This is a genomic window from Flavobacterium sp., from assembly GCF_044348915.1.
GTDB lineage: Bacteria > Bacteroidota > Bacteroidia > Flavobacteriales > Flavobacteriaceae > Flavobacterium.
Genome location: NZ_JBIKRX010000014.1, coordinates 1 through 15,685, shown reverse-complemented (window position 1 = coordinate 15,685; position 15,685 = coordinate 1). Strand labels below are relative to the sequence as shown.

Here is a 15,685-nt window from a genome sequence, read left to right as displayed (position 1 = left end):
TTGCTCTTGTGATTGCATTTAAAGCCATTTAGTTTCTTTATAATGGCTGTTTATGATGTTGGTAATAAGATAATTATTGTCTTTGTTTTCAAAAAAAACATACCAAGTTGTTCGTTGATTCGATTTATAGAAAATGTATTTTGAACCAAAAGTTTTTAATGCCGCAGGTGTTTTTTTTGAAGGGAAAGTAGCAATATCACTTTCTATGAAATCGATGATTTTGTCTTTGTACAATATAGAATTTTCTAGATAACTAAAATATTTTTCGTGGAACAGATCAAAAATCAGCCCATTGAGGTAAATCTCTACTTCGGGTTTGTAAAGAATAATTACTTTTTCCACGGAAGGGATTTTATATATTCTGTAGTTCGTTTTCTAAATTCTTCAACAGTGAGCCCTTTTTTAAATTCTTCATCAAAATTAAAACTAGTTTGTTTTTTAAGTATTTCAATTTCATTTAAAACCGCTTGGTCTTCGATGGATAAAATCCAATCTATAATTTCTTTTTTTTGTGTTGCGATTTCCATTTTTATAGAATTTAATTCAAAGTTACTGATTTTATTTATTCCATCTAAAACAAACCTAACTAATTGATTCTCTTTTAACAATTGTCGCCGATGCCTGAGCGGTGGGCAAAACAATCAAATCAGCAATATTTACATGATACGGTCTGGAAATTACAAAGTGAATAATATCGGCAATATCCTCTGCTGTCAAGGGTTTCAAGCCTTTGTAGGTATTGGCAGCTTTGTCCTTGTCGCCTTTGAAACGCACTTCGCTAAACTCGGTTTCGACCATTCCAGGATGAATTGCTCCCACCCGAATTCCATAAGGATTCAAGTCGATTCGCATACTTTTATTCAAGGCATCAACAGCGTATTTTGAAGCGCAATACACATTTCCGTTCGGATACACTTCTTTTCCAGCAATGGAACCAATGTTGATAATATGACCCGATTTCTGTTCGATCATTTTCGGAATTATGGCTTTCGAAACATACAAAAGTCCTTTGACATTAATATCAATCATTGCGTCCCAATCCTCTAAATCGCCACCTTGTATGGGACTTAAACCATGTGCATTTCCAGCATTATTGATCAAAACATCAATTGTATAAAAATCAGTTGGCAAAGAATTAATGCTGTCAAAAACGGCTTTCTTATCGCGAACATCAAAACACAAAGTATGGATTTCTGTAATTTCAGAAAGTTCTTTATCGAGTTCCTTCAATCGATCTTCCCGTCTTCCGCAGAGAATAATTTTATAATTATTTTGTGCCAATATTCTTGCCGTTGCTCTTCCAATTCCGCTCGTTGCTCCCGTCACTAAGGCTGTTTTTTTCATTGTTTTTGTTTTATATTTAAAATAGTAAAAAGACACTATTTTTTGAGATTTTATAATTGGTTTTGTTCTGAATCATCTTTAAAAAAGGCTTATTTTGTCAAAGATAAAAAGCCATAAAAATACTAGTGAATTCCCAATTTTAGGCCATTTTTTTTTAAAACTTTAAAAATATGAAAATACTATCACAAAACATCCTTAAAATTCAGGACTTGTGAGAAGTTTTAACCATTTTTTAACATCGTACTTCTAAAAAAAAATTCAATTTGCACCGTCAAAAAGGACGATTAAAAATTACAGCAATTAAAATACGAAAATGGAAGAAAATACAACGACTTTGGACATTAGAGCAATCAATGAAAAAATAGAAAGAGAAAGTGCCTTCATCGATTTGCTAACCATGGAAATGAATAAAGTAATCGTAGGTCAAAAACATATGATTGAGCGATTATTAATTGGACTTTTAGGGCAAGGACATATTTTACTTGAAGGAGTTCCAGGATTGGCAAAAACATTAGCGATTAACACATTGGCGCAAGCCGTTCAAGGATCGTTCAGTAGAATCCAATTTACTCCTGATTTATTGCCTGCCGATGTTGTAGGAACTATGATTTATAATATTAAATCGAATGAATTTTCTATAAAAAAAGGCCCCATTTTTGCCAACTTCGTTCTGGCTGATGAGATCAATCGTGCGCCTGCCAAAGTGCAATCGGCATTGTTAGAGGCGATGCAGGAAAAACAAGTAACTATTGGCGATACCACTTTTAAACTAGACAAACCGTTTTTAGTATTGGCTACACAAAATCCAATTGAACAAGAAGGAACGTATCCTTTGCCAGAAGCGCAAGTCGATCGTTTTATGTTGAAAACGGTAATTGATTATCCAAAAATGGAAGACGAAAGAATGGTAGTTCGTCAAAACCTTAAAGGAAGTTACGAAAAAGTAAATGCAGTTGTTTCTGTAGAACAAATTTTGCGTGCGCAAGAAGCCGTTCGTGAGGTTTATATGGATGAAAAAATTGAAAAATACATACTTGATATCATTTTTGCCACTCGTTATCCTGAAAAATACAAATTGGCCGATTTGAAACCTTTAATCAGTTTTGGATCTTCTCCTCGTGGAAGTATCAATCTTGCCAATGCTGCAAAATGTTATGCTTTTATAAAACGCCGAGGCTATGTAATTCCGGAAGATGTTCGTGCCGTGGTTCACGATGTATTGCGTCACAGAATTGGAATTACTTACGAAGCCGAAGCTGAGAATATCACATCAGTTGATATCATCAACAAAATCATAAACGAGATTGAAGTACCGTAAATTAGTTTGCAGTGATCAGTTTGCAAGTGGTCAGTGACTTACTGAAAACTAAATACTGAACACTGAACACTTTCTCTATAATGGAAACAAAAGACCTCTTAAAAAAAGTACGTAAAATAGAAATCAAAACCCGAAGATTGAGCGATCACATCTTTTCGGGTGAATACCACACATCGTTCAAAGGACGCGGTATGACTTTTAGCGAAGTACGTCCGTATCAATTTGGCGATGATATTCGTGCTATCGATTGGAATGTTACTGCTCGTTACAATGAAGCTCACGTCAAAGTTTTCGAGGAAGAACGCGAATTGACAATGATGTTGATGGTGGATATTTCTGGTTCGGAAAGTTTTGGGTCTAAAAATCAATTCAAAAAAGACATCGTTACCGAAATTGCTGCGACAATGGCTTTTTCGGCTACCAATAATAATGACAAGATTGGTTTGATTTTGTTCTCCGACCAAATTGAATTGTACATTCCGCCCAAAAAAGGACGTTCACACGTTTTGAGAATCATTCGAGAACTGATCGAATTCGAACCAAAAAGCCATAAAACAGATATTGCTCAAGCCTTGAAATTCTTGTCAAGTACGCAAAAAAAGAAAGCTATTGTGTTTGTGATTTCCGATTTCATTTCAGAAGATTATGAGCATACTTTGAAAATTGCGTCGAAAAAACACGATATCACAGGCATTCGAGTATACGACATTCGAGAAGAAAAAATGCCCAATTTAGGAATGGTTTCTATGCTAGATGCTGAAACGGGCGTGACACAATTGATTGATACGGGTTCTAAATCCGTGCGATTGAATTATGAAAGATTTTATCAGGAAAAGCTGAAATATTTCAAAGAAACCTTTAGTAAATCGGGTGCAGGAGTTGTAAATACAAGAGTTGATGAAAGTTATGTAACCAAACTATTAGGCTATTTTAAATCCCGTTAAATTAACTGTAAACCTATAAGGTTTTTTAAAACCTTATAGGTTTAAATATTAAGAATGAAAAAACTACTACTATACTTTCTGTTTACTACTGCTGTTTTTGCCCAGCAAAAACAACTTATAACCAGTATTGATACTACCAAAAATAAAATTGGCGCGGAGTTTAAACTTACGTTGAAAACCAATGTCGATACCTTGTCGAAAGTGGTTTTTCCGAATGTAAAAAACTTTGGACCTCTTGAAGTAATTTACTCATATCCTATTGACACCATCTTAAAAAATGACCGATATGAATTAGTCAAAAAATATGGTTTAACCCAATTCGATTCTGGAAAATACACGATTCCAAGTGTAAAGATTTTAATCAATAATAAACCCTATTTATCCGATTCAATTCAAGTTGAGGTGGCAAATGTACAAGTAGACACATTGAAACAAAAAATGTTCGATATCAAGGATATTGTTCCAGCTAATGAAGGAATCGGCGATTGGTGGAAATATGTATTGGTTTTACTATTGATTGCGGGGATAGGTGCTTTGATTTATTGGTACATCAAAAAGCGTCAGCAAAACAAAATTGAAGAAGAAATTTATAAAACTCCAATTGAAAAAGCGACTAGTTTGCTTGATACTTTAGAGAAAAAAGAATTGTGGCAACAAGGCGAAATCAAAGCCTATTATAGCGAACTAACTGATATTGTTCGGAACTATATTGAGGAAGCGATAGAAATCCCAGCGATGGAAAGTACCACTTCTGAGCTAATCGAAGGCCTGCAAATGGCTTCCAAAAAGAAAAGAATGAAGCTGTCGAAAGAAACTTTTGATAATTTATTGACAGTTTTAAAACAAGCCGATTTGGTAAAATTTGCCAAATCAAAACCAATGGATTTCGAAATTACCGAAGACCGTAGAAAAATTGAAAGAGCTATTGTCACTCTAGATAAAGCGATTCCGGTTGTTGTTGAAAACAATGATGAAATGTTGCTCAACGAAATGCAACGTCAGGAACAATTGAAAAGAGAATTAAGAAAGCAAAGACAGAAACGTATTTTAATAACTTCTGTTGCTGTGTTTCTGTTACTCTTTATAACAACGACTTATTTTGTGGCCACCAAAGGATTTACTTATGTAAAAGACAATATCATCGGACATCCATCCAAAGAATTATTAGAAGGCGAATGGATCAAAAGCGAGTATGGAAGTCCTATTGTGAGAGTCGAAACACCACAAGTTCTTAAAAGGGTTGACTTGACTAAAACATTGCCAAAAGACGGAATGGCATTGATCAAGGATATGCAGTCTTTTGCTTACGGAAGCCTAATCGATAATTTTTATATTATGGTCTCTACTTTGTATTTCAAGCAGGAGACACAAATCGATTTGTCCAAATCATTGGATGGCGCTTTACAAACTATGGAAGCGCAAGGAGCACAAAATATGATTGTAAAGCAAGAAGATTTTGAAACCAAAGAAGGAATCAAAGGAATGAAAGGTTTTGGTACGTTTTCGCAAATAGACGGCAAAAACCAAAGCAGTACTAAATTATATTATGAAGTTCTAATCTTTAGTCAGGAAGGCGGATTGCAGCAAATTATTATTGTTCACGAAGAGGGTGATCAGTATGCAAATCAAATTTCGGAACGAATTTTAAGCTCTGTCGAACTTCAAAACACGAAGCAATAATGGAAAAGTTAAGTTTTTTAAATCCAGAATTTTTTTGGCTTTTTCTACTAGTTCCATTAGCAGTTGCTTGGATGTATTGGAAAAAAAATGAGCAAACGGCTAATTTAAAAATGAGTTCAACTCAGGGTTTCAAAGATGCGAATTCGCTATTGGTGAAATTGAAGCCGATGCTCAATGTAATGAGAATACTAGCCTTAAGTTCTTTGATTATCGCGTTGGCAAGACCCAGAACGGTAGATATTAGCAATCAAACTAAAACTACTCGAGGGATTGATATTGTAATGGCAATAGACGTTTCGGGAAGTATGCTTGCCAAAGATTTGCGACCTAATAGAATGGAAGCATTGAAAGACGTTGCCGCCGATTTCGTCGAGGAAAGACCCAACGACAGAATTGGACTTGTAGTTTATGCTTCTGAGGCCTATACCAAGACGCCTGTAACTAGTGATAAAGCAATAGTTCTCGATGCCATCGGAAGTATAAAATACGACCAAGTTTTGCAGGACGGAACAGGGATTGGGATGGGATTGGCAACGGCGGTAAACCGTTTGAAGGAGAGCAAAGCCAAAAGCAAGGTGATCATTCTATTAACAGACGGTGTAAATAATGCAGGATTTATTGAGCCAGAAACAGCCGCAGACATAGCCAAGCAATACGGAATTAAAGTGTATACTATCGGAATTGGTACCAACGGAATGGCCGAATCGCCTTATGCGTTATCGCCTACGGGACAGATTTTATTTCAAATGATGAAAGTGGAAATAGACGAGCAATTGTTGAAAAACATCGCCAGAAAAACCGAAGGGAAGTATTTCCGAGCCACAAGTAACAGTAAGTTAGCAGAGATTTATTCGGCTATCAACAAATTAGAAACCACCGAAATCAAAGAGTTACGATTCTATGATTACGATGAAAAATACAGACCTTTTGTTTGGATTGCTGGTCTTTTGCTTTTGCTAGAATTGGGATTGCGAAACACGGTTTACAGGAGTTTTATATAAGAACATTGCTATTGGCTATTGGCTAATGGCTAATTACTTTTTTTTGAGAATGGAATTAGACGAATCAAAATATTTATATCTGCTTATGGTAATACCAATTTTGGTATTACTTTTTCTGTACAATCAGTATTGGAAAAGAAAAAAACAGCGCGAATTTGGCGATTTAGATTTAATTAAAAAATTAAGTCCAGAAAAATCAATTTTTAAGCCAATTTTAAAATTAGTAGTTATTTGTTTGGCTTTCGTTGCACTCATTTTAGGATTGGTAAACCCTAAGATTGGTACCAAAATGGAAACTGTGAAAAGGGAAGGAATTGACATCGTTTTTGCGATGGACGTCTCTAAAAGTATGCTTGCCGAAGACGTTGCTCCAAATAGATTAGAAAAAAGCAAACAAATCGTTTCGCAGATTATCAATCAATTGGGGAATGATAGAATCGGAATCGTTGCTTATGCAGGTAGTGCATTCCCAGTTTTGCCAATAACAACCGATTATGGAGTGGCTAAAATGTTTCTTCAAAGTATGAATACCGATATCGTTTCTTCACAAGGAACATCGCTGAACGAAGCCATTAAATTATCGGCAACTTATTTTGATGATAAAAGCAAAACCAGCAAATTATTGATCCTGATTTCGGATGGAGAAGACCATTCTGAAGGAGCTGAAGAAGCAGCCGAAGAAGCGAATAAATTGGGAATGAAAATCATAACCATTGGAGTTGGAACCGAAAAGGGAGGGACAATTCCATTAAGAGTCAATGGTGTTATTGAAAGTTTTAAAAGAGACAATAATGACCAAGTGGTAATTACAAAATTAAATAAAGAAGGATTAACGGCTATTGCCAAATCCACTAAAGGAGGATATGTTGATGGGAATAACACCAAACAAGTGCTTGATTACGTAAAAAACGCACTTGATAATATTCAAAAAACAGAATTTGAATCGACACAAATGGCCAATTTTCAATCGCAATTTCAGTGGTTTTTAGGTTTTGCATTCGTGCTGTTAGTATTAGATGTTTTCCTGTTGGAAAGAAAGACAAAATGGGTTCAAAAATTGAATTTATTTAACGAAAAAGAGTAGCCCCCCAACCCCCGAAGGGGGAGTTCGCGGATGCTTGAAAGTTATAAAACACAATATTTCAAATGATTAAAAAATATTTCATATTTGTTTTCTTATTCTCCTTTTTGGGGTTAGAGGGCTATGCCCAAAAAAAAGACAAAACATTGCCAGAAGCTAACGAGCAGTATGCTGAAAAGAAGTTTGTTGAGGCTGAAGCCAATTATAGAATTTCACACTCAAAATTTCCCAAAAGAACGGTAGCTCCTTTCAATTTAGGGAATTCAATATACAAACAAAATCAATCTGCAGAAGCTAAATATGCCTATGCATCAGCACTTACTGTAACCAAATCAAGAGTGCAAAGACATAAAGTATTTCACAATTTGGGAAATGTGTTTATGAAAGAAAAAAATTATACAAATGCAGTCGAAGCCTATAAAAATGCCTTGCGTAACAAGTCTTCAGATGAAGAAACGCGATACAATTACGCTTTAGCGAAGCAGAAGTTAAAGGAAAATCCACCTAAAGACGATAAAAATAAAGACAAAGACAAAAATAAAGATAAGGACAAGGATAAAAAGGACGATAAGAAAGACGGCGAAAAAGATAAAAAAGACGATAAGAAGGACGGAGATAAAGACAAAAAGGATAATAAAGGAGATCAAGATAAAAAAGACGAAAAGCCGAAGGATGAAGGGAAACCAAAACCGACTGCTGGAGGAATCTCAAAACAAAGAACGGAAAATCTTTTAGACGCTGTAAATAACGAAGAAAAGAAGATTCAAGACAAAGTAAATGCACAAAAAGTAAAAGGAAAACCAGTCCAAACTGAAAAAGATTGGTAATGCCACAAAAGGAAATTTACTTGAAATAAATGACTATCAATTGAAATGAAAAGAATTGTAATACTATTGTTTTTAATTACCCAATCGCTTTTGGCTCAAATTCAATTTGAAGCAAAAGTGAGTAAAACAACGCTTGGTTTGAATGAAAGACTGCGAGTAGATTTTGTTATGAATATGGATGGGGATAATTTTAATCAACCTTCTTTCGAAGGATTTAAAGTTATTGCAGGACCAAGTCAGCAAGTGAGCCAATCTTGGGTAAACGGAAAGAGTTCTTTTGAAAAAATCTATTCGTATTATCTATTGCCAATGCAAAAAGGGACTATTACCATTAAGCAAGCCACGATAGAATACAATAATCAGATATATAAAACTATTCCAATCAAGATAACAGTTACAAATGCTGTTCAACAGGAAAGAGATCCAAATGACACCCAGATTTCGGCAGATGACAATCTGTATCTTGTAGCTGATATTTCAAAAGGGAATCCTTACATCAACGAACCAATCACGGTGGTTTACAAGCTTTATTTCAGTTATAATATTGGAATTTCAAATTGGAGAGAATTAGACAAACCCAAATACAATGATTTTTGGAGCCAAAATATCGACATCAAGCAGCTTGTTGGCGAAGAAGGTATGTTCAAAGGTGAGAAATATCGTTTTGTGGTATTGCGAAAAACAGTTTTATATCCACAAAAATCAGGCAAATTAGTAATTGAACCTTTGTCGTTGGATATCGATGTGCAATTGCCAACCAATCGTAGAGATATGTTTGGTCGTGTTGTAGTGAATAATGCCAACAAAAGAGTTTCGGCTGGAGCCAAAACAATTGCAGTAAAAGCACTTCCAGAAGCAGGGAAACCAGCCGATTTTTCAGGAGCTGTTGGTAAATTTGATTTTAGAGTTACTCCTTCTAAAACCAATTTGAAAAATGGTGAAAGTCTGGATTTAATAGTTAGTGTATCAGGAAATGGTAATATGAAGTTATTCAATTTGCCAAAACCCGTTGTTCCCAACTCGCTAGAAATGTACGATCCTGTCCACGACGAAAAAGTGAATACGAATTTGGCCGGAATGTCAGGAAAAATTTCAGACAAATACACAATCATTCCTCAATTTAAAGGGAATTACCCTATCAAACCAATGCAGTTTTCTTATTTTGATTTAGGTTCAGGAACCTACAAGACCATAACTTCAAAAGAAATTATGATCAATGTTATGGATGGGCCTTCAGCCAATGATCAAGTTGCGAGCACAGCACCTACAAATACTAAAAACTATATTTCAAGCAACGAACAATTCAAATACATTAAGTTGAAAACCGATTTAATTTCAATGAAAGAAGAGGATTTCTTTGGTTCAAAAATGTTTTATGGATTATTGTTATTGCCTTTTATGATGGTGCCTTTGATTGTTTTATTCAAAAAGAAAAAAGAAGCCTTAGACAAAGATGTTTTTGGAAACAGAATAAAAATGAACAACCGATTGGCAAAGAAATATTTATCGGAAGCCAAAAAACAAATCAACAACAAAGAACCGTTTTATGTGGCTTTGGAAAAAGCAATGCATAATTTCTTGAAAGCCAAATTGCATATCGAGACATCAGATATGACCAAAAGTAATATTCAGGAATTGTTGCTTTCCAAAAACGCTGGTTCCCAGACGGTGATCGATTTTATTACGCTGACTGAGAACTGCGAATTGGCAAGATTTGCACAATCATCGAGCGCCGATATTCAAAAAGATTTTGATAAAGCAGTACTGATAATTTCGGATCTAGAAAAACAAATTTCTTAATAATATAGGATAAAATAATACATAGAAAATAAGCTTTGCGCCTTTGCGTCTTTGCGGTAAAAAACAAATAATGAAAAAGTTACTAATACTATTTTTACTAACAACCCAATTTTTCTTTGCCCAAACAGGCTTTGATAAAGGAAACGCCTTGTACCAAAAAGGAAAATATGCGGAGGCTATTGCGGCATACGAATCGGTTATTGGTTCCAAAAAGCAATCAGCTGAATTGTATTTCAATCTAGGAAATTGCTATTATAAATTAAATAAAGTGGCACCAGCAGTTTACAATTACGAAAAAGCATTAGTGCTTAATCCTGACGATGCCGAGATTACAAACAATCTGAAATTTGCACATAAAATGCAAATAGATGAGATAAAGGAGATACCACAAGTGGGTTTTTCAAAAATGGTTCACGATTTCAGCTCAATTTTTCATTATAATACTTGGGCTTGGATTTCGGTAGGTTTATCCACTTTGTTTCTATTCTGTTTTGCGGGTTATTATTTTTCGAGGTATACAATAACCAAAAGACTATTTTTCTTTGGAATGTTCGGCCTTTTGTTGTTGCTATTGATTAGTGTTTCAACCGCAATTTCAGAGAAAAATCATTACGAAAGCGAAAAACCAGCTATCATATTTGCTGAAATGGTTTTGGTAAAAAGCGAACCACAAAGAGCCAGTAATACCGTTTTTACCCTTCACGAAGGAACCAAAGTTTTTGTTCTGGAAACATTGGACAATTGGAGAAAAATTCAATTGACTGACGGAACCGAAGGTTGGATTGAGAAAACTGCGATTAAGGAAGTGAAGGATTAGTGTTCAGTGATCAGCGTTAAGTGTTCAGTTCAAATACTGATCACTAAATACTGATCACTGCTTACTTTTTTTTCAGGTCTTCATACCATTTTTCAATCGAAGGATAAAGGAATTCTGCAAAGTAGCTACTACTACACTATTTAATTTGTTGAAATTCTATTGGTTTTGACGATTTTGGTATTTTTACTATATGAAAAAGATTAACCACATCTTGTGCAATTCCTAATTTTCGATTTATTGACACCGCAATGTTATTATTGTTTTCTGTAATGTTTGCAATATCAATAGTCGTAGCACTATTTCCATCATCAATAACTACTATTATTTGGTATTTATCAAAATCTACGTTGGTTTCTGTGAATGTTGCAGTTATATTGTTGCGTATTGAATTAAAATTAGTTAACAATGCTTGCCATTCACGGTTAGTAGTTATTACTATATTTTGTTTAGTATAAAAAGTATTATTAGTACCCAAATGCCCGTTTCCAATCAAAACAGGCGTAATAGTTTGCGGTTCAAAATCATTTTTATCGTTATTATTAGTGCAACTTAATGTAAAGAACAGTACTAAGGAAAAAATTATTGTTTTCATAAAATGTAGATTTAAAGGTTAAGGTCACTTCTTTGCAGTGAACTATTTATTGTTTGATAAAGTAATTTTTACTCAACTACAATTTGATGCGTTTCAATGTAGTCATTAATTAAGATTTCTAATACATATATTCCTTTTTTCAATCCTTGAACCGATAATGTTGCTTTATTATCCGTAATTTGAACTTTTGAATTTGCTTTACCCATCAAGTCAAAAAGTGTTCCTGAAATTATTGCTTCTTTGTCAGGCGAATTATTTTTATCTACTAAATCAATAAAAACAATCTCTGATGAAGGGTTGGGGGCTATTTCCTTTTCAAATCATCATACCATTTTTCAATCGAAGGATAAATGAAACCTGCCGTTTTTTGAATAGGACGATAAAATAGCGATTTGTCTAAAGTCTCTTTTCTAGCAAAGGTATTATTGAAATTTATTTTTTCGAATAGATTCAGAAAGATACTCAGAATTAATATTGTCTTTAAAAGTCTAAAAAAGCCACCGCCAAGGTTGTTTATTACACCCAGTTGTGCAAAATCGGCAACACTAGTCAGAAATTTTGCCAAAAGGGAAATGCCAATTACAACCACAAGAAAAGTAATAATAAAAGCCGAAATCTGAATCGTTTTTGGATTCCAATGCACAATTGCTGACAGCATTACTCTAGCTAAAAATGAAAACTTGATAGCCAAATAAATTCCTAAAATCAACGAAACCAAAGAAGCCAACTCGACAAAAAGACCGTTTTTTATACCTTGAAACAAGCCTAAAATAAGGATTACACCCAGAAAAATATCTAAAAAACTCATACTAAAAGAGATTAGGTTAAAGAACAAAGATAAGAGAACAAAGATAAGAGAATAAAGAAAATAGAATAAAGAAAATAGAGAAGTCAAAAATACAGTTCCTATCTTTGTCGAAATTAATTTTTTAAACTCAAAGAATGAAGTCTTTTCTCTTTATTCTTTCTTCTATTTTCTAAATAATGTCAAGAGATATACAACTGAAAGAACGCTGGGAACAGCTAGTCAACCTACTTTCTAATCAATTTTCGCAAGGCGAAGACCTCGATTTGGACGCCATCATTTATTTAATTGGTGTGCAAGAACTGGGGAAAGTGCATCGGACTTACGAAAAAGACGAGAAACTCAACCTGATGCACATCGCCATTTGCCGATTATTGGAACCATACGGTTTCTATGAATTCGAATTTTTCGACGAAGACGGTTGGCCGCATTATAAAGTAAAAGAAGAATTGCCCCCACTTAAAGCGGGCGAACAATCGGTTTTGATGAAAGAAGCCATCGTGAATTATTTTATCGAAAGAGAACTGATAGAATAGTATTCAGTGTGCAGTCGCAGTGATCAGTTAAGAATTTTAGAAAAACTTCTAACTTCTAACTTCTAACTTCTAACTTTTGCATAAATTTGCAAACTTAATTATTGGATGAAAATGATAGACAAGATAAAAGAATATATTGGCGAAGCGCAAGCTTTTTCAACACAAAACAAGGAAGAACTTGAAGCATTTAGAATTAAATTTCTAGGAAGCAAAGGACTTTTAAAAGATTTTTTCGCAGAATTTAAAAACGTTCCAAACGAGCAAAAAAAAGAATTTGGACAAGTAATCAATTTGTTAAAAACTTCAGCTGAAGAAAAAGTAAAAGCCATTCAAGAAGCTTTAGAAAGTAAAGAGGAAATCAAAGGTTTTTATGGAGATTTGACTCGTTCTCCGGAACCAGTAATAATAGGTTCCCGTCACCCAATTTCATTAGTCAAAAACCAAATTATCGACATCTTTTCTAATGTTGGTTTCAATGTTTCCGAAGGGCCAGAAATAGAGGACGATTGGCATAATTTCACCGCATTGAACTTGCCAGAATACCATCCAGCGCGTGATATGCAGGATACTTTTTTCATCCAAACCAATCCCGATATTTTATTGCGCACCCACACTTCATCCGTGCAAGTGCGCTATATGGAAAATAACAAACCGCCTATCAGAACGATTTCTCCAGGAAGAGTTTTTCGTAACGAAGCCGTTTCATCGCGTTCGCATTGTATTTTCCACCAAGTCGAAGGATTGTATATTGACAAAGACGTTTCTTTCGCCGATTTGAAGCAAACGCTTTTGTATTTCACCAAAGAAATGTTCGGAAAATCAAAAATCCGTCTTCGTCCATCTTATTTTCCATTTACAGAACCAAGCGCTGAAATTGATATTTACTGGGGTTTAAAAACCGAAACCGATTATAGAATTACCAAAGGAACCGGTTGGTTAGAAATTGGTGGTTGCGGAATGGTGGATCCAAATGTTTTGAAAAATTGCAACATCAACTCAGATGAATATACTGGTTTTGCCTTTGGAATGGGAATTGAAAGAATTGCCATGTTGTTGTACCAAATTGGGGATATTCGAATGTTCTACGAAAATGACGTTCGATTTTTGGAGCAATTCAAAGCGAGTATTTAGATTTAAGAATGTTGATTAACGATTTTTGATTTCAGATTTTATACATCAAAAATCAACATTCGTAACCCGAGAGCTTTGCTCGAACTGGCGAAGCAATTTGAAATCATCAATCATTATGAAATCCGACATTATCATCCCCGAAGTAGAAAACGTTTTCCTCGCCGCAGTTCAGGAATGGAGCGACGACTTTATGGAAAAAGTTTGGTATATCTATTTAGTAAACGACAGCGATTTCAAACTCGATAGCGTAATGGTTGTCTCCAAAGCTTTTGGAACCATTGATGGCGAAATGAAAAAAACGTCACTTTTGCGTCACGCTTTTGTCGAAGTTCCAGCAGTTACTTTTGTAAAAATCGAAATGGTCGAAAAAAGTGTTTTGGTACTCAACAATGAGTTTATGGTTACTTTCTTTATTGGCAACACCTTATACGACCGAAAATTTATTTTCAAAGCCAATTCCATCACTCCAGATTATGTCGAGGAAGTGCCGCTATTGTTTGTCGACGGGGTGATTGTGAGGTAAAAAATAACAAATAACAAAGAGAATAGAAAAAGACTAACTCTCTTTTTTCTATTCTCTTTGTTATTTATTCTAAAAACTTAATCCAACTTCTCCGTCAGTTTCTTAAACACCGCTTTTGCTGATTTTCCTTCGTATAAAATACTATAAACAGCATTGATAATCGGGGTTGTAGCTCCATAACCCAAGTTGAGGTTGTAGGCACTTTTGGCAGCATAATATCCTTCAGCAACCATACTCATTTCCATCATTGCTGATTTTACAGTATAGCCTTTCCCAATCATATTGCCGAACATCCTATTTCTAGAAAAAACAGAATATCCCGTAACCAATAAATCGCCTAAATAGGCCGAGTCATTGATGTTGCGCTTCATTCTGTGAACTTTCTTGATGAATTTTTTCATCTCTCGAATACCATTACTCATCAAAACCGATTGAAAATTGTCACCATAACCCAATCCGTGCGCGATTCCCGCTGCAATGGCATAAATATTCTTGAGCATAGCTGCATATTCGGTACCAATAATGTCGTCAGAAATTTTGGTTTTGATATAATTTCCAGATAGATTTTTGGCTACGATTTTGGCTTTTTTGGCATCGCCACAAGCAATGGTAAGATAGGACAAACGCTCCAAAGCGACTTCTTCGGCGTGGCAAGGACCTGTGATTACGCCAATATTTTCGAATGGAATGTTGTAGGTTTTGTTGAAATGTTCGCCAACAATTAAACTGGTTTCAGGAACAATTCCTTTGATGGCGGAGAAAATGACTTTGCCTTCTAAACTTTCGGTTAGTTTTTCAAGTTCTCCATTCAAAAAAGCAGATGGAATAGCAAAAATGATATAATCTGCATAAGCGACAGCTTCATTGATGTCGCTGGTCAAATTAAGTTTTTTTATATCGAATTCGACAGAACTTAAATAATTGGGATTATGATGGTGCATTTTTATATGTTCAATAGCATCTTCATTTCGCATATACCAAGCAATTTCGGGGAGGTTCACACATAGCATTTTCGCAATTGCTGTTGCCCAGCTTCCTCCGCCAATTACGGCAAATTTTAAATTTTCGGCCATTATTTTAATAGATTTAATCAAAAGTACTTAAAAATTCAGTAATATAGCAAAACTAAGCTAGAGAAAAGAATTGTAAAACGCAAAAATGTAACTAATCAGTCTCAAATATAGGGATTTTATTTCATGTCAAAATGACGTGAAATAAAATTCGAATTCATGCCACATAGTCATTGGATTTATTAGGTGAATCTTTTTATATTTTGTACTTTCATG

18 protein-coding genes are annotated in these 15,685 nt (G+C 34.7%); 11 read left to right on the top strand and 7 right to left on the bottom strand.

The window, feature by feature from the left end; genetic code table 11:
• Positions 1-18: 18 nt before the first annotated feature.
• The 3 genes from ACIQ1E_RS04140 to ACIQ1E_RS04130 are packed head-to-tail and all read right to left on the bottom strand — an operon-like array spanning position 19 to position 1,344.
• The gene (locus tag ACIQ1E_RS04140) at positions 19-342 is read right to left on the bottom strand and encodes a hypothetical protein (protein WP_396168951.1); all 324 of its coding nucleotides are present in this window, start codon (positions 340-342) and stop codon (positions 19-21) included.
• On the bottom strand, positions 330-608 hold the full coding sequence (locus tag ACIQ1E_RS04135) for a hypothetical protein (RefSeq protein ID WP_396168949.1): 279 nt from the start codon (positions 606-608) through the stop codon (positions 330-332). The genes ACIQ1E_RS04140 and ACIQ1E_RS04135 overlap by 13 nt, the downstream gene beginning before the upstream one ends.
• Positions 583-1,344, bottom strand: a complete 762-nt coding sequence (locus ACIQ1E_RS04130) for an SDR family NAD(P)-dependent oxidoreductase (protein WP_396168948.1) — start codon at positions 1,342-1,344, stop codon at positions 583-585. The genes ACIQ1E_RS04135 and ACIQ1E_RS04130 overlap by 26 nt, the downstream gene beginning before the upstream one ends.
• A 313-nt stretch (positions 1,345-1,657) precedes the next feature.
• On the opposite strand from ACIQ1E_RS04130, the gene ACIQ1E_RS04125 reads away from it, so the two are divergent.
• From ACIQ1E_RS04125 to ACIQ1E_RS04090, 8 genes are all read left to right on the top strand, one after another.
• The gene (locus tag ACIQ1E_RS04125; protein ID WP_396168946.1) at positions 1,658-2,662 is read left to right on the top strand and encodes an AAA family ATPase; all 1,005 of its coding nucleotides are present in this window, start codon (positions 1,658-1,660) and stop codon (positions 2,660-2,662) included.
• A gap of 80 nt (positions 2,663-2,742) precedes the next feature.
• The gene (locus tag ACIQ1E_RS04120) at positions 2,743-3,606 is read left to right on the top strand and encodes a DUF58 domain-containing protein (protein WP_396168944.1); all 864 of its coding nucleotides are present in this window, start codon (positions 2,743-2,745) and stop codon (positions 3,604-3,606) included.
• A 54-nt stretch (positions 3,607-3,660) separates the two neighbouring features.
• Positions 3,661-5,286: a hypothetical protein gene (locus ACIQ1E_RS04115; RefSeq protein WP_396168943.1), complete on the top strand. Its 1,626-nt coding sequence runs from the start codon at positions 3,661-3,663 to the stop codon at positions 5,284-5,286.
• On the top strand, positions 5,286-6,287 hold the full coding sequence (locus ACIQ1E_RS04110) for a VWA domain-containing protein (RefSeq protein WP_396168941.1): 1,002 nt from the start codon (positions 5,286-5,288) through the stop codon (positions 6,285-6,287). Before ACIQ1E_RS04115 ends, ACIQ1E_RS04110 begins: the two co-directional genes overlap by 1 nt.
• A gap of 49 nt (positions 6,288-6,336) precedes the next feature.
• Positions 6,337-7,371 (top strand): VWA domain-containing protein, encoded by a 1,035-nt coding sequence (locus ACIQ1E_RS04105; RefSeq protein WP_396168939.1) that lies wholly within the window; start codon positions 6,337-6,339, stop codon positions 7,369-7,371.
• A gap of 62 nt (positions 7,372-7,433) precedes the next feature.
• A complete protein-coding gene (locus ACIQ1E_RS04100) occupies positions 7,434-8,195 on the top strand; it encodes a BatC protein (protein WP_396168937.1) in 762 nt (253 codons plus the stop codon).
• Positions 8,196-8,240: 45 nt separating this feature from the next.
• Positions 8,241-9,995, top strand: coding sequence for a BatD family protein (locus ACIQ1E_RS04095; RefSeq protein ID WP_396168935.1), 1,755 nt, complete (start codon positions 8,241-8,243; stop codon positions 9,993-9,995).
• Between the two features lie 70 nt (positions 9,996-10,065).
• Positions 10,066-10,812, top strand: a complete 747-nt coding sequence (locus ACIQ1E_RS04090; protein WP_396168933.1) for a tetratricopeptide repeat protein — start codon at positions 10,066-10,068, stop codon at positions 10,810-10,812.
• Between the two features lie 136 nt (positions 10,813-10,948).
• On the opposite strand, the gene ACIQ1E_RS04085 is transcribed toward ACIQ1E_RS04090, so the two are convergent.
• The 3 genes from ACIQ1E_RS04085 to ACIQ1E_RS04075 all read right to left on the bottom strand — a co-directional run bounded on the left by ACIQ1E_RS04085 (position 10,949) and on the right by ACIQ1E_RS04075 (position 12,212).
• Positions 10,949-11,404 (bottom strand): hypothetical protein, encoded by a 456-nt coding sequence (locus ACIQ1E_RS04085; RefSeq protein ID WP_396168931.1) that lies wholly within the window; start codon positions 11,402-11,404, stop codon positions 10,949-10,951.
• A gap of 68 nt (positions 11,405-11,472) precedes the next feature.
• The gene (locus ACIQ1E_RS04080; RefSeq protein WP_396169007.1) at positions 11,473-11,712 is read right to left on the bottom strand and encodes a T9SS type A sorting domain-containing protein; all 240 of its coding nucleotides are present in this window, start codon (positions 11,710-11,712) and stop codon (positions 11,473-11,475) included.
• Positions 11,709-12,212 (bottom strand): CvpA family protein, encoded by a 504-nt coding sequence (locus tag ACIQ1E_RS04075; RefSeq protein ID WP_396168929.1) that lies wholly within the window; start codon positions 12,210-12,212, stop codon positions 11,709-11,711. The genes ACIQ1E_RS04080 and ACIQ1E_RS04075 overlap by 4 nt, the downstream gene beginning before the upstream one ends.
• A 176-nt stretch (positions 12,213-12,388) precedes the next feature.
• Here ACIQ1E_RS04075 and ACIQ1E_RS04070 point away from each other — a divergent pair, with 176 nt between their 5' ends.
• The 3 genes from ACIQ1E_RS04070 to ACIQ1E_RS04060 all read left to right on the top strand — a co-directional run bounded on the left by ACIQ1E_RS04070 (position 12,389) and on the right by ACIQ1E_RS04060 (position 14,399).
• Positions 12,389-12,745 carry a hypothetical protein gene (locus ACIQ1E_RS04070; RefSeq protein ID WP_396168928.1) on the top strand — a complete coding sequence of 119 codons (357 nt, stop codon included), beginning with the start codon at positions 12,389-12,391 and terminating at the stop codon, positions 12,743-12,745.
• A 111-nt stretch (positions 12,746-12,856) separates the two neighbouring features.
• The gene (gene pheS / locus ACIQ1E_RS04065) at positions 12,857-13,876 is read left to right on the top strand and encodes a phenylalanine--tRNA ligase subunit alpha (protein ID WP_396168926.1); all 1,020 of its coding nucleotides are present in this window, start codon (positions 12,857-12,859) and stop codon (positions 13,874-13,876) included.
• A 115-nt stretch (positions 13,877-13,991) separates the two neighbouring features.
• Complete coding sequence (locus ACIQ1E_RS04060) at positions 13,992-14,399, top strand: hypothetical protein (RefSeq protein WP_396168924.1); 408 nt, start codon at positions 13,992-13,994, stop codon at positions 14,397-14,399.
• Between the two features lie 77 nt (positions 14,400-14,476).
• Here ACIQ1E_RS04060 and ACIQ1E_RS04055 read toward each other — a convergent pair whose 3' ends face one another.
• A complete protein-coding gene (locus ACIQ1E_RS04055; protein WP_396168922.1) occupies positions 14,477-15,472 on the bottom strand; it encodes an NAD(P)H-dependent glycerol-3-phosphate dehydrogenase in 996 nt (331 codons plus the stop codon).
• Between the last annotated feature and the right edge of the window lie 213 nt (positions 15,473-15,685).